Origin of the sequence: Paenibacillus sp. FSL E2-0177 (assembly GCF_037992975.1) — a bacterium.
Classification (GTDB): Bacteria; Bacillota; Bacilli; order Paenibacillales; family Paenibacillaceae; genus Paenibacillus_AQ; species Paenibacillus_AQ odorifer.
Window position 1 is genome coordinate 3,558,195 of the sequence record NZ_CP150307.1, and the last position, 14,929, is coordinate 3,573,123.

At 41.5% G+C, this 14,929-nt stretch carries 11 protein-coding genes; 10 read left to right on the forward strand and 1 reads right to left on the reverse strand.

Annotated elements, in window-relative coordinates; all coding sequences use genetic code 11:
- The first annotated feature begins 124 nt into the window (after positions 1 to 124).
- Positions 125 to 1,090, forward strand: a complete 966-nt coding sequence (locus MHI25_RS15905) for an aldo/keto reductase (protein WP_076303711.1) — start codon at positions 125 to 127, stop codon at positions 1,088 to 1,090.
- 36 nt (positions 1,091 to 1,126) lie between these two features.
- Complete coding sequence (locus MHI25_RS15910) at positions 1,127 to 1,978, forward strand: aldo/keto reductase (protein ID WP_076281834.1); 852 nt, start codon at positions 1,127 to 1,129, stop codon at positions 1,976 to 1,978.
- Positions 1,979 to 2,094: 116 nt separating this feature from the next.
- Here MHI25_RS15910 and MHI25_RS15915 read toward each other — a convergent pair whose 3' ends face one another.
- Positions 2,095 to 3,591 (reverse strand): glycoside hydrolase family 43 protein, encoded by a 1,497-nt coding sequence (locus MHI25_RS15915; RefSeq protein WP_076190317.1) that lies wholly within the window; start codon positions 3,589 to 3,591, stop codon positions 2,095 to 2,097.
- Between the two features lie 174 nt (positions 3,592 to 3,765).
- On the opposite strand from MHI25_RS15915, the gene MHI25_RS15920 reads away from it, so the two are divergent.
- The 8 genes from MHI25_RS15920 to MHI25_RS15955 all read left to right on the forward strand — a co-directional run bounded on the left by MHI25_RS15920 (position 3,766) and on the right by MHI25_RS15955 (position 14,830).
- A complete protein-coding gene (locus MHI25_RS15920) occupies positions 3,766 to 4,680 on the forward strand; it encodes an ArsR family transcriptional regulator (protein WP_340393536.1) in 915 nt (304 codons plus the stop codon).
- A gap of 100 nt (positions 4,681 to 4,780) precedes the next feature.
- Positions 4,781 to 5,854, forward strand: coding sequence for a phosphotransferase (locus MHI25_RS15925; protein ID WP_340395685.1), 1,074 nt, complete (start codon positions 4,781 to 4,783; stop codon positions 5,852 to 5,854).
- A gap of 71 nt (positions 5,855 to 5,925) precedes the next feature.
- Positions 5,926 to 6,849: an aminoglycoside phosphotransferase family protein gene (locus tag MHI25_RS15930; protein ID WP_340393537.1), complete on the forward strand. Its 924-nt coding sequence runs from the start codon at positions 5,926 to 5,928 to the stop codon at positions 6,847 to 6,849.
- Between the two features lie 227 nt (positions 6,850 to 7,076).
- Positions 7,077 to 9,728 (forward strand): discoidin domain-containing protein, encoded by a 2,652-nt coding sequence (locus tag MHI25_RS15935; protein ID WP_340393539.1) that lies wholly within the window; start codon positions 7,077 to 7,079, stop codon positions 9,726 to 9,728.
- Positions 9,729 to 10,013: 285 nt separating this feature from the next.
- Positions 10,014 to 12,629 (forward strand): phosphoenolpyruvate synthase, encoded by a 2,616-nt coding sequence (gene ppsA / locus MHI25_RS15940; protein WP_340393540.1) that lies wholly within the window; start codon positions 10,014 to 10,016, stop codon positions 12,627 to 12,629.
- Positions 12,630 to 12,721: 92 nt separating this feature from the next.
- Positions 12,722 to 13,330, forward strand: coding sequence for a TetR/AcrR family transcriptional regulator (locus MHI25_RS15945; protein ID WP_340393542.1), 609 nt, complete (start codon positions 12,722 to 12,724; stop codon positions 13,328 to 13,330).
- 172 nt (positions 13,331 to 13,502) lie between these two features.
- Complete coding sequence (locus MHI25_RS15950; protein WP_340393545.1) at positions 13,503 to 14,528, forward strand: amidohydrolase family protein; 1,026 nt, start codon at positions 13,503 to 13,505, stop codon at positions 14,526 to 14,528.
- Complete coding sequence (locus MHI25_RS15955) at positions 14,516 to 14,830, forward strand: amidohydrolase family protein (protein WP_340393548.1); 315 nt, start codon at positions 14,516 to 14,518, stop codon at positions 14,828 to 14,830. Before MHI25_RS15950 ends, MHI25_RS15955 begins: the two co-directional genes overlap by 13 nt.
- Positions 14,831 to 14,929 lie beyond the last annotated feature (99 nt).

Here is a 14,929-nt window from a genome sequence, read left to right on the forward strand (position 1 = left end):
TGAAAAATTGTTGCATACTAAAATAGTACCCAAACTAATTTAGCTGGATTAACGTGCTGAACAATAATGCAGCTTACTTGAACGTTGAACTTTGACTGAACTTCATGCGAAAGGAAGATCACAGATGCAAATGCGTAAATTAGGAAATAGTGGCTTGGAAGTTTCGGCAATAGGGCTTGGCTGTATGGGAATGGATCATGCCTATGGAAAGCCAGCCGATCGTAATGAAATGGTTAAATTAATTCGCAGAGCAGTTGAACTAGGATGTAATTTCTTTGATACTGCTGCTTTTTATGGAGATTCCAATGAGGAATTAGTAGGCGAAGCCCTTGCACCACTAAGAGATCAAGTTGTGATTGCAACTAAATTTGGAATTTTAGGACAAGAAGCTGTAGACGGTCAACCTCAACTTATTTTGAATAGCACACCAGATTCTATTCGTGAACAAATAGAAGGCTCATTAAAAAGGTTGGAGGTCAATTGCATTGATTTATATTATCAGCACCGAGTGGATCCGAATGTCGAACCTGAAGCTGTCGCAGAAACAATGAAAGATTTAATAGCTGAAGGGAAGATTAAAACATGGGGAGTCTCTAATGCACCGATTGATTATATGAAACGTGCACATGCTGTATGTTCGATTACTGCAACCCAAAATCAGTACTCCATGATGTGGCGTGAACCGGAAAAAGAGTTGTTTGAGCTTTGTGAAGAGTTAGGAATTGCTTTTATCGCTTACAGTCCATTAGGAAATGGTTTCTTAAGTGGTAAATATACCAAGGAAACCAAATATGATGAAGGTGACTATCGAAGTTTCATGGGAAGATTCAAACCTGATGTGATTGATCATAATCAAGTGTTATTAGATTTAATTACTCAAGTTGCAAAAAGCAAAAATGCAACACCAGCTCAAGTCGTACTCGCGTGGGAATTAGCTCAAAAACCATATATCATTCCAATTCCAGGCACTACAAAATTAAACAGATTAGAAGAAAACCTATATGGAGCTGATCTCAAATTAACAAAGGAAGATGTAGATAGTCTAAATGAAGCTTTGTCAAAACTGGATATTGATAGTTCACACTTTTAAATAGAGCTATATCATCAACTAATAGGAGGATTTTTTATGCAAAAAGTTATTTTGAACAATGGTGTTGAAATGCCGATACTTGGTTTTGGGGTTTTTCAAATTCATGATGAAGCTGAATGTGAACAAGCTGTTTACGATGCGATCATGTCAGGTTATCGACTGATAGATACCGCAGCCTCATACCTAAACGAAGAAGCGGTGGGAAGAGCCCTCAAACGGAGTGGAGTACCAAGAGAGGATCTATTTATTACTACGAAATTATGGGTTCAAGATACAGGATACGAACGTACAAAGGAAGCATTTGAAAAATCCCTTTCAAGATTGCAACTTGATTATTTGGATTTGTATTTAATTCATCAGCCATTTGGCGATGTGCATGGTTCTTGGCGGGCGCTGGAGGAATTGTACCGTGAAGGAAAAATCAGAGCGATTGGCGTAAGTAACTTCCAGAACGATCGTCTGATTGATTTGATTATTCATAATGAAGTAACTCCTGCAGTTAATCAAGTTGAGACACATCCATTCTGCCAACAAATTGAAAGTGCTGCATTCATGAAAGAAAACAATGTTCAGATTGAATCATGGGGTCCATTTGCTGAAGGTAAAAACAACATGTTTCAGAACGAAGTTTTAGTATCAATAGCTCAAAAATATAATAAATCTGTTGCCCAAGTGGTTTTACGCTGGTTGACGCAAAGAGGAGTTGTTGTGATTCCAAAGTCTGTCCGGAAAGAAAGAATAATTGAAAACTTTAATATCTTTGACTTTGAATTAAACTCAGAGGATATAGAACAAATTGCGCTGTTAGACACAAAAGAGAGCTTGTTCTTTTCACATAGAGATCCTGTAATGGTAAAAGCGTTAAGTACAAGGAAGCTGGATATCTAATTTTTCTTAGGATCTTGTTGGTTTTGATAAAAGAGGGGTTAACCATAATTAAGGGGTTAACCCCTCTTTTATTTATAAGACCCTTAGCCTTGAACAGTTCATTTTAATTTGAAGGTTTAAGAATAAAGGCAGCTAAAGCTTGTGAATATCGCATTATAATCTTGATCTTCTCCAGTGGCGTACAAACCAATAAGCACACCTGTGAATCCTCCGGCTATTTCAGAGGATAGATATTTGGTTTGCGCAGCTCCGAGTAAGATCTCAATACCGTCTACCTGGATATAAAATTGATAATGCGTTGGACTGCTTTTGACAACTAATGAAGCATGGTTGCACTGACCTATATTTTTTGTTTTTTCAATGGATTTGATATCTCCGATATTCAGCCGTTCGATAATCTCATAACCCTCTGGATGTTTACGCAAGGCCAAATCATAATGGTGATTTTCGTCCATGTAAAGTGTAATTCCGGCTTCACCATTCGTAAGGCTGACTTGGCACGAAATAATTGCGTTAAAATCTTTTTGACGAATACCAATAAATGTCGGAGTAGCCGGGATATCTAACGTAACTGCAGTTCCTTTAAGCTTTATTTTATCAGCTTCTAACCGATAATTTTCTGTAACCGGGTGACGCAGGTAACACCAGTCTAAATTCCAATCTGTGTTCTCGAACGTAAAGACTCTTTTCTCCTGCTGAATGACTGTGTCCGCAATACGATCAGTCTCAAAACTTATAAGTGTGGTACCTTCATGACCTGCTGTAAACCATCCATCCTCGCCAAAGGTAATCGGAGTTAGAAAAACCTCGCGCCCCAAATGGTGATAGGTAAGATACTGGCCAGTCTGCCGGAATCCAAGATGTAACAGCCACCAATCCCCCTCATGGTCTTGTACCAAATCTCCATGTCCAACTCCCTGAAGCTCGTAACCGCCTAAATTTCGATTAGTCAATACGGGGTTATGCGGGTAGGCTTCGAATGGGCCAGTAGGAGAATTGCCCCTTGCATAAGTAACCATATGCCCATATTCGGTTCCACCCTCAGCAGCTAGTAGATAGTATTGTCCATTAATTTTGTATAAATGAGGACTCTCCAAATAACGCCCACCGGATCCTTGCCAGATTGAACGGCTTGACGACAGCTTCTGCCCAGTTTCAATTTCAATTTCACATTGGACTATACCATTAACTCCGTAATCGTCTGTCCCATTACTCATGAAATACGTTTTGCCGTCTTCAAAATACAAATCCGGATCAATACCGCCTTGATCTACATTAATCGGATCAGACCATTCGCCGTAAATATTGTCAGTCCAGACATAGAAGTTCTGGCGCAGAGTGTCATTAGTGGTCGTCATGTAGAATCGTCCATTATTGTACCGCAGGGTGGGGGCGAATACACCACCGGAGCTGTCCACAGTATCCAGTTGAATCTGGTTCTTTCGGGTTAAGCAATGACCGATTTGGGTCCAATTAATTAAATCTTTGCTTTCAAAAATCGGAACACCGGGAAAATACTGAAAGGAACTGCAGACCAAATAATAAGTGTCTTCAACTTTACATGCGCTGGGATCAGGATAAAACCCTTTGATGACCGGGTTATTGTATTTCATTTCTCCACCTCATTAATAAATTCATATAAATAAGAATTCAATATATTTAACTACTAAGAAAATTAAACACTATTGCTTATAGGTTTTCAATGAATCGGGGTTGAAGATATACGTTATATTTATTAAATTAATATATATGTAATTTCAATAAGCACAGGTCAGGTGATTATGATGATGATCAAAGCAAACGGCGAAGCAAAATTCATGTCGTTGTATGAAGCGCTGGCAAGCGAAGTCAGATGGAGGATTATGAGCCTCATTGCAGATAATGAAATGAATGTGAAGGAGATCGCGGCTAAGTTAGAGCTTAGCCCTTCCATAGTTACTATGCATATCCGAAAGCTCGAACAAGCTGGACTTACAGGAAGTCACAGGATACGCCTAAACGGAGGAACACACAAAATGTGCTTCCTTAAACAAAAAAGAGTTGAAATCGAACTCCCCACTGCCACTCAAACTCCGAGGATCAGAGAGCAGAGCATTTCAGTCGGTCATTATACCTCGTTTGATGTCCATCCTACATGTGGTCTTGGGACACAAGAGAAAGAGATTGGGGTTTGGGACGATCCCCGCTATTTTCTCGATCCCGAGCGGGTCAACGCCGGCATTTTGTGGTTTGGGAGAGGTTACGTAGAGTACAAAACGCCTAACTACTTACTTCCCGGTCAAATGCCCGAGGCCATCGAGATTTCAATGGAAATTGCTTCTGAAGCGCCAGGCTTGAAAGATCATTGGCCTTCGGATATTGAGTTCTTATTTAACGGTGTGAAGCTTGGAACTTGGACCAGTCCGGCAGACTTTGGAAGAGCGGCACGAGGCATATATACTCCGGATTGGTGGCATCGGAATGTAAATCAATACGGGTTATTGAAGACGCTCCGCATTGACACTTCGGGCACATTTATTGATGAAGAAAGGATGTCGGACATTACTGTCGCAGATATTTTGCTACGGGAACAATTCTGGACGCTTCGGTTCGCAGTTGACGAGAAGGCTGTTAATGTTGGTGGTTTGACACTTTATGGGGCTGGATTCGGTAACCATGACCAAGATATTTTAATTCGTGTGTACCTAGGAACGATGACCTAATGAAGCAGGATAGTTCAGTTATAGTTGTTTTCTCCATCCAGTTTATCAGCTGGAGCTGGTAAACTATCCATATATTGAAGAAGTTGAGAGGAGAGATATTCTGAATTATAACGAGGTTATTAAAATCGCTGATACACACTTACTTCCATTAGTGAATGAATTGTACGGATTGGAAGGTTATGAAATCAGGCTTATCAATGCACATGAAGGAGGACGGAATGTCGCATATAACTGTGATAAAGCTGATTCTGAAGCAAAAATAATCAGAATTGCCTTCTTAAGTGACAGAAGCCGAGAAGATATTTTGGGTGAAGTGGAATATATCAGGTATTTGTACGAGCATGGAGGCAGTGTTTCGAATGTGGTCAACTCCCAGAAGGGGAATCTGCTGGAAACGATAACTCTTAATAATCATACCTTTTTTGTCTGCTTGTTTGAAAAGGCCAAGGGGGGTATGCTCGCGGAAAATAATTATCAGTATCGGGAAGGCGTTCCTATTACGGAATACTATTATAACTGTGGCAAAGTTCTTGGAAAAATGCATCAATTATCGAAGGGTTATACACCTGTCCATTCCCGGTATTATTTTTTTGATAAATACAATGCCGATTATATAGATAAGCTAATACCTGACTCGTTATCTCTGTTGAAAGAGAAACTGGTAGATCTCTTAACAACCTTAGAAGGGATGGACAGGAATCACGAGTCTTTTGGGATGGTTCATTTTGATTACTGCGATGGGAATTATATGATCGATTTTGATACAGGGCAAATAACTGTTTTTGATTTCGATAACTCCTGCTTTTGTTGGTATATGTATGACCTGGCAAATCTCTGGACACTTGGAGTGGGCTGGATACAATTTGAACAAGACACTGATAAACGCAAACAGTTTATGGATGATTATTTTAAAACAGTCCTTGATGGCTACAGATCCGAGACCAGGATCGAAGATTCGATGTTAGACACATTGCCATTGTTTATCCAAGTAACCCTCATGGAAAACATCGTTGATGCATTCGAGGTAATGCGGAACAATGGTGAAGACCCGGAATGCGATGAAGAGCTGTCATATCGTATAAAATGTCTAGAAGACGATATCCCATATGTAGGATTTTTCCATGAAATTTACTCATGTGATGAACCCTTTGAGTATGAGAAACGAGATATTTAGGATGAGGGTGTTTTTGATATGCTGCGGATAAATTCATATGTAGACTCAAATAAGCAGGAGTTGGAGTAAATATGGCTTACGAAAAACCGGAATTGACCATGAGTGAAATTGAAAAAGTACTGTGGAATCATCTTGGACAGGGAGCGGCTGAGATTACACCGTTGTCTGGCGGCAATATAAGCAACGTGTTTTCTTTTATTTTAGAAGGAAAAGACTATGTTGTGAAATTCAGCGATTTGGAACGAGCATATGAGACCGAACAATTTGTATCTAATTTGCTACTCGACCAAGGTATCCCTTTCCCAAAATGTTTGGGGTTAGGGAGGACTAATCAGTTAACCTATTTGATCATGGAGCGAATGGAAGGTCGCAATCTATCCGATTGTACAGCAGAGGAACAAACCCGTCTGATGCCAGAAATTATCGGCATTTTAACAAGAATAGCCGAAGCGGATATTGGGGGAACTAACGGTTATGGTTGGATCGGACCTGACGGCAATGGTTCCTATTCATCTTGGAAAGACTTCGTCATTGCCGTAAATGCGGAAGATCAGACGGGGACATTCTGGGAGAATTGGCATGAACTCTTCCGCACGTCTTGCTTGGAAAGAGACGTATACGAAGAAATCTATAGTCGTTTGATGACCTATGTACCCTATAATGAATCTAATAGAAGCTTTATTCACGGAGATTTTCAACAGTGGAATATGTTGTCCAACGGAACACGGATAACCGGCATTATTGATGGAAATTGCATGTATGGCGATTCTCTCATAGACCTTGCGGTTCTCGACAAGCATATGCCTTGGTGTGATGTCATTAACACATATCAAAATTATCAAAAGAAAGCTAGAATAGTGACCCCGAATTTTGAGGAGCGGCTAATCGGTGCCTATTATTTTAAGGGACTCGATGGACTTCGATTCTATGCTAAGATGGGCTGGACAGAGGCTTATCAGGACACACGGCATTTTCTTTTAAACCTAAAAGTGTAATAACTGAACGCTTTACCTTATCCTATACATTTAATAGCCGCATAATTGCGGCTTTTTGTATATAAATATCAAATTTCAAGGAGCAAATTCCCCACTGGGATTATAGCCTAGGCTGACGACCTGTAATAAATGCACCTGAACTTGCCATTAATCCACTATCTATAGCTTTGTCCAACTTGATAAAATGTAAGCGCAATCATTTAATCAATCGATTGGAGGAGTATGGCATGAAAAAGATTGGGGCAGGTTTTATATTCTTACTTGTGATGTGCGCAGCCTTATCCACAACTGCGTTCGCGAAACAGCCTTATTCATCCTATTGGTTTCCGGAGCAATTGCTTCAGTGGAGTCCGGCATCCGACCCGGATGCGGCATTTAACCGGAGCACAGTCCCGCTGCAGGACCGTTTTGTAGCAGATGGAGTCAACGCTCATGCAACCAAAGCGCCAAAAGTCATGGCTTTATCAGCACTGAACCCGGGAACAAGCGGAGTTCCATCGCAGGGTTCAAGCAAATTCGAAGCTAACACATTTACCTATTGGCAATATGTTGACAAGCTGGTCTATTGGGGTGGTTCCGCGGGCGAAGGGATCATCGTACCTCCAAGCGCTGATACGATCGACGCGGCTCATAAAAATGGCGTGCCGATCATCGGAACGGTGTTCTTTCCACCAACCGTATATGGCGGGAAGTATGAATGGGTCAAGCAGATGCTTCAGCAGAATAGTGACGGCTCCTTTCCTGCTGCTGACAAGTTGATCCAGGTTGCGAGCCATTACGGATTTGACGGCTGGTTTATTAACCAGGAGACTGAGGGCGGAACGCCGGCCGACGCACAGCAAATGAAAGCTTTCCTAAGTTATCTGGAATCACACAAGTCAAATTCTATGCACATCGTATGGTATGATTCCATGACCAATGAGGGCAGTATCAGTTGGCAAAATGCACTTAACGACAAGAATTCGATGTTCCTGCAAGACAATAAAAAGCAAATTACAGACAATATGTTCCTGAACTTTTGGTGGAAGGATCTTAAAAGCTCGGCAGAGAAGGCTAGAAGCTTGGGCAGAAGTCCATATGACTTGTATGCAGGCATCGATGTCGAAGCCAAGGGTTACGATACAAAGGTGAACTGGAATCTGTTGTTTCCGGATAAAGATCCTGCCGTTACTTCCCTTGGTATTTACCGCCCCGATTGGGCTTTTAACAGCGCAGAGAGTATGGAAGATTTCTTCGTACGCGAGAATAAATTCTGGGTGGGTCCAAACGGGAATCCGAGTAACACCTCGAGTGATCAAGCCTGGAAAGGTATCGCTAACGATGTGATCGAATCATCACCAATCAATGAGCTGCCTTTCACCACCAACTTCAACACGGGAAGCGGACAGAAATATTTTGTAAGAGGGAAGCAGGTGCGGGATAAAGGCTGGAACAACCGGAGTCTGCAGGATATTCTTCCCTCCTGGCGCTGGATTGCAGACAGCAAAGGTACCCCGCTTTCACCAGTGCTCGATTGGTCCGATGCCTATTACGGCGGCAGTTCGTTGAAGGTATCAGGCGTGCTGAACCCTAACAATGCGACACATTTGAAGCTCTACAAGACCGACCTTAAGATCGAAGCAAGCACAAAGCTGTCTATTACGTACAAAACACAAAATAAGCCAAGCCTGAAGGTTGGTCTTGCATTCGCAGATCAGCCCGATCAAAATATCTTCCTTAATGTGAAGGATAAGACATCGCCAGACTGGACAACTGAAACATTGAATTTGACCCCATACAAAGGGAAACGGATCGTAGCGTTGTCACTGTATTTTGATTCTAAGAATGAGGTTAATAATTACAACATTCAAATTGGCCAGCTCTCCATTCAAAATGCTAATGACCCGATCAAACCACTACCCGCGGTTCGCGATCTTAAGGTCACTCAAACTGATTTTCGCAATGGTATTTATGGAGATGCCAGATTACAGTGGAAACAGCTTGACCAACAGGTCAAGCAATACGAAATCTATCGAGTGCTTCCAGATGGCAGTGAGATGTTCATAGGTGCAACACCAAATCATGTGTTTTACGTTCCTGAGATGCGAAGAATAGACAAAGAAACTATCACAGTATTGAAGGTTGTTGCCGTCAATGGAAGATACGAGCAAGGTCAATCCTCTAGCGTGAAGATCAGCTGGCCGGATTATCCAAAGCCGACTGCGGAGTTCAAAACTGATCAAACCCTAGTCGCTCCAGGCGAGAGCGTAAACTTCACCGACCTGTCGACTGAAGTGACAGAAGGATGGTCATGGACCTTCGAAAGCGGAAGCCCCGCGGTCAGCACATCAAAGAACCCAGTTGTGACGTTCGCTCAGGAAGGCGTTTATAGTGTGACACTGACTGCAACTAACAGCTCGGGCCAAGACACAATTACGAAAAAAGAGCTCATCACAGTGAGTAAGGAAGCTGGAGCAGTGAAAAATCTGGCACTTGGTAAAACTGCAACAGCCGATCATGCCTGCGGGGAAAAGGAAGGGGCACCTAACGCCGTAGATGGTAAAGTGACGGATAACAGTAAATGGTGCGCAATTGGCAATCTGCCCCATTGGCTTCAAGTCGACCTCGGCGCCGAACATCAACTCAGCGCTTTTGTCATCAAGCATGCTGAGAGCGGAGGAGAGTGGTCCGGTTTTAATACCAGTGATTATACGATTCAGGTCAGCAGCGACGGAACGAACTGGACGGATGTCGTCAACGTCCAAGGAAACTCGGCTGCCGAGTCGACTGATTCAATTGCGTTAGTAAAAGCCCGCTATGTAAAATTATTGATTCTCAAACCTACGCAGGGAGCCGATACGGCAGCGCGGATCTATGAGTTTGAAGTGAAGGGATTATAATATACCCTATTACGTCATTCTAATATTAAAGCAAATAAACCGTAGGCCACTTGAGGGGCTACGGTTTATTTGCTTTAACACTAATGATAGCTGAAATCAAAAAAAGAACCTGATTTATCTCATCAGATTCTTATATATTGCATATGAAAAGACACGATGATATAATCAACTCACGACTGAAATTCTATAGTTAGGCATAATAATTGCATCTTATATATTTATATTATCATACCGTTAAATTCTTGTCAATTTTTTTCTCAATTTAATAGTTAGGAGCGATAATAAATGCGTTCTTTAGTTCTCGGTTTTCAGGAAGTGGACAATACACAGCTTTTGCTCGTTGGCGGAAAAGGGTTAAATTTAGGGAAACTATCACAAATAGAAGGAATACAAGTACCAGAAGGATTCTGTATTACAACAGTAGGATATCACCAAGCCCTCGAACAGAACCAAACGTATCATGCTTTGTTGGATCAACTAACTATGCTAAAAGTAGAAGATCGGGATCAAATCGGTGAAATCAGTAAGAAGATTCGGCAAATCATTGTGGAAGCAGAAATTCCTTCCGATGTTGTGAAGGCAGTTTCTCACTATCTCACCCAGCTGGGTGATGAACATGCTTATGCAGTGCGTTCTAGTGCGACCGCTGAAGATTTACCACATGCCTCTTTTGCAGGTCAACAAGATACCTATTTAAATATCATCGGCATAGAAGCAATCCTTCAGCATATCAGCAAATGTTGGGCTTCTCTATTTACGGATCGTGCCGTAATCTACCGCATGCAAAATGGATTTGGCCACAGTCAAGTTTATTTATCCGTTATCGTTCAAAGGATGGTTTTTCCACAGGCTTCAGGGATTTTATTTACCGCTGATCCGATTACTTCTAACCGAAAACTGCTATCCATCGATGCCAGTTTTGGACTTGGCGAAGCTCTGGTCTCTGGCTTGGTATCTGCCGATGGTTATAAAGTACAGCAAGAGAAAATTGTCGATAAGAGAATAGCAACCAAAAAATTGGCTATTTACGGACTAAAAGAAGGCGGAACAGAGACCCGGCAGATCGAACTCGATCAGCAAGAGACTCAAACACTTACTGAACAACAAATTTTACAATTAGCAAGGATAGGCAGACAGATTGAAGCTTATTTTGGTTGCCCACAAGATATCGAATGGTGTTTGGCCGAGGATACATTTTATATCGTCCAGAGTCGGCCGATCACGACTTTATTCCCCATCCCTGAAGCGAATGATCAAGAAAACCACGTTTATGTATCTGTTGGTCATCAACAAATGATGACAGATCCCATGAAACCGCTGGGATTGGCTTTTTACCTGTTAACGACTCCTGCACCTATGCGTACAGCTGGCGGAAGATTGTTTGTTGATGTCACATCAAGTCTTGCTTCACCTGGCAGCAGAGAAATGATCATAGAAGCCTTAGGTAAATCTGATCCCCTCATAAAAGACGCACTCATAACCATCGTAGAGCGAGAAGATTTTATAAAATTTTCGGCAGATAATGAAAAGGCTTCTACTCCGAGTAAGAGCAATACAAGCCTGCCACCTAGTGATTCTCAAGTAGAACTGGAAAATGATCCGACAATCGTTTCTGACCTCATTAAGAGCAACCAAGCCTCGATAGAAGAGTTGCAACAAATCATTCAAACCAAATCAGGGGCGGAGTTGTTTGATTTTATTCTGGAAGATATGCAGCAATTAAAGAAGATTCTATTCAACCCACAAAGTATGCGTGTGATTATGGCGGCTATGGATGCCTCAGCATGGATCAATGAAAAAATAAATGAGTGGTTAGGTGAAAAAAACGCAGCGGATACGCTTTCTCAATCTGTACAGGGCAATATTACTTCAGAAATGGGTCTGGCGCTACTCAATCTCGCTGATGTGATTCGGCCATATCCGGAAGTCATTGATTATTTACAGCAGGTTAAAGATGATAATTTCTTAAATGAACTGGTTAGTTTTGAGGGTGGGCAGGAAACCCAAGACGCTTTCTATGACTATCTCAGTAAATACGGAATGCGATGTACCGGAGAAATCGATCTTACAAGAACTCGTTGGAGCGAAAAACCAACTACACTTGTCCCCATGATTCTCAGTAATATCAAAAACTTTAAACCTAATGCTGGCCATCGGAAATTTGAGCAAGGTCGACAGGAAGCTTTGAAAAAAGAACAAGAGCTATTAGATCGATTGAAGCAATTACCCGATGGTGAACAAAAAGCGAATGAAACAAAACGAATGATTGATCTCATCCGGAATTTCAGCGGGTATAGGGAATACCCCAAATACGGTATGGTTAATCGCTACTTCGTTTATAAACAAGCTTTACTGAAAGAAGCTGAACAACTAATACAATCGGGAGTTATTCCTGAAAAAGAAGATATATACTATCTCACTTTTGGAGAACTATGCGAAGTTGCAAGCACAAATAAATTGGATTACCAGATCATCAGCAAACGCAAAGAAGAGTACAAATTATTTGAAAAACTAACTCCACCACGTGTTATTACGTCTGAAGGTGAAATCATTGCGGGGAAGTATAAACGAGAAAACCTCCCAACTGAAGCTATTGTAGGTTTAGCGGTTTCTGCCGGTGTTATAGAGGGACGTGCGCGTGTCATCTTAAACATGGAGGATGCTGATCTAGAAAACGGAGATATATTAGTTACCTTATTTACTGACCCTAGCTGGACTCCATTGTTTGTATCTGTAAAAGGCCTAGTTACTGAAGTTGGTGGACTAATGACCCATGGGGCAGTTATTGCGCGTGAATATGGCTTGCCAGCAGTTGTCGGAGTGGAGAATGCTACCAAATTGATAAAAGACGGGCAACGAATTCGTGTGCATGGAACAGAAGGCTATATCGAGATATTGTAATGGCTGAATCACGAATGTGGTTTGACAAATTCAATCTTTTGAATTATTTTTAATAGTGAATTATCAATTCATTATTAAAGGTGAGGGGCAATATGCAGTCTAAAAAAGATGAAGTGAAACAGGAAATTGAATCCGCCGCTTTAAAGGTATTTTTCCAAAAAGGCTTCTCTGATGCCAAAATGAATGATATTGCCGATGAAATTCAAATTTCTGTTGGAAATATTTATACTTATTTTAAAAATAAAAAAGAGTTGTTCTATTCAGTTGTTCCGCCGTCTTTAGTGGACTATTTGAAGAATGTGTTAGTGGAAAATATTCGCATCGATAACCAGACTTTTTTTGATGATGTTAATAATGAGAAAAAATCAGCTATCGTTCAAGAGCAAATAACTATATTAACCCAGTACAGCAGGCAGATTGTTATTATTTTTGAAAAGAATAAAGGGACCGTATATAGCAATGCCAAAAACGAGCTGATCGATCTGATGATCGAAACTAAAAGGCCCTATATTAAGGATCATTATAAAAGATACGAAATCGGAACCGAAGAAAATATGATTCTGCTGAAGATCATCGCGAACAATGTCATCAATATGATTCTGGATTTATTAAAGCACGAGATGAGCGCCGATAGCCGGAAACGGATTTTTGAGGCATTAAGCTTATACTGGCTGTATGGACTAAAAAGCTTAAACGAATAACGTCAATGCGCCGAATTTAGGTGTGGGGTGGAACTGGCGCACAACGCTGCAATGAGGGACAACTAAGTGGATATGCACATTAAGCATCTACGAGGGTCCCTATTTTTTTAATCCAATATTGAATAATGAATTCACTATTGAAAGGTGTAATCATGAAACGGGGGAAGCTACGATGAAGATAGGTTATGCGTTTAAGGACTGCAATGTTATATATGGAGATGCAATAAAAGGAACAGATACCCATATGACTATTTTGATTCAGGAAAACGGGTTGATTCAAGAGATCGGGAAAGCAAGCGCTGTAACTGTTCCGAACCATTACCAAACGATCGATTGTTCGGGGAAATATGTGATGCCCGGTCTCATCAACGCGCATGTTCATCTTTTTGCCGATGGGAAGCCTTTTACGCTATCTGCCAGTGAAGGGCTGCTGAATTTTGCGTTTCATCATATTTTGGATACGAGACTGGGCAGAAACGTGTTGAAGAAACGGATGAAAAAAAATGCCCTAACCGCACTGCATTCCGGAGTAACAACGATGCGTAGCGTAGGTGAATTTTTTTATACTGATGTTCTTTTGAGGGATGAGATTAAGGCAAATCAATTTATTGGACCTAATCTTTTGGTGTCCGGGTATTTCCTGAGCGTAACGGATGGCCACGGTGCACCTTATTTGGCTTTGGTCGGTGATTCACCATGGGAAGGGAGAAGAAATGTAAGAATCAATGTAAAAAACGGAGTGGACCTAATCAAAATATGTGTAACTGGCGGGGTTACCGATGCCAAAAGGGTCGGAGAAGCAGGCCGCTTGCAAATGACGGAAGAAGAGGTGGCTGCCATTTGCGAGGAAGCTCATAAAATTGGGATGCGTGTGGCGGCACATGCAGAAAGTACCGAAGGTGTAAGAGTTGCATTAAAGGGTGGGGTGGATACTATTGAACACGGCGCGGAGATGGATGAGGAAATGATCAGGCTGTACAAAAATAATCCCAGAGCCTTAAAGGGCTACACCGCTGTGATCCCTACTTTACAAGCAGCTTATCCCAGTGCGAAATTAGATCCGAGCCTGACAAAGTTGAATACAACCGTTAAGGAAGATGCCCGGCTTGTGTATGGCTCTATGTTAAAAGGGCTACAGCAGGCTATAGAACATGATATCAAAATGGTGTGGGCACGGATGCCGCTATGTCCTATGTAACCCACTATGATCTTTGGCGTGAGCTTGATCATTTCATGCGACAAACAAAGCTGAACGCAAGTCAGGTTATTGAACTAGTAACCAAATCAAATGCAGAGATTTTGGGAATCGATCACCAGACAGGGACAATAGAAGTTGGCAAATATGCGGATTTAATCATGATGGAGCAAAACCCATTGGAGAACATAAAAGCTTTGTCTGATGTAGCTATGGTTATGGTCAGAGGGAATTTAATACAAACACCCTCTGTGACCAGAATTCAAGCAGTGGACGAGCTACTGGATACGGTTTGGAGTATTTAGGAGTGAGATAAATGATTGTAGAAGCACGTTTGGGTATCCTAGCTATTCTTAAAAGAACAGCGCCCGGTATGAATAACTATAAGCCTGTCAGCCTTTCTG